The organism is uncultured Streptomyces sp. (genome assembly GCF_947488945.1).
Classification (GTDB): domain Bacteria; phylum Actinomycetota; class Actinomycetes; order Streptomycetales; family Streptomycetaceae; genus Streptomyces.
In genome coordinates, this window is sequence record NZ_CANLBS010000106.1 from 1 (window position 1) to 291 (window position 291).

General features: G+C 73.5%; 1 protein-coding gene. It reads left to right on the forward strand.

Going from position 1 to position 291, the window contains the following annotated elements; translation table 11 throughout:
* The coding region (locus Q0994_RS34000; RefSeq protein ID WP_299542611.1) for a ketoacyl-synthetase C-terminal extension domain-containing protein at window positions 1–291 on the forward strand (291 nt) is incomplete at both ends.

Consider the following 291-nt stretch of genomic DNA (forward strand, 5'->3'; position numbering starts at 1 on the left):
GGGAAGCTCCCGGCCACCCTGAACGTGGACGAGCCGTCGCCGCAGATCGACTGGGAGTCCGGTCAGGTCCGCCTCCTCACGGAGGCCGAGGAGTGGCCCGCCTCCTCCCGTCCCCGCCGTGCGGGTGTCTCCTCCTTCGGGATCAGCGGAACGAACGCGCACCTGATCCTGGAGGAGGCGCCGGAGGCCCCGGGGGAGCCGGACGCTGAGGCGGGTGTGCCGGTGGCACCGGTGCTGCCGGTGGTGCTGTCGGGGAAGAGTGGGGTGGCGCTGCGGGCTCAGGCGGGTCGT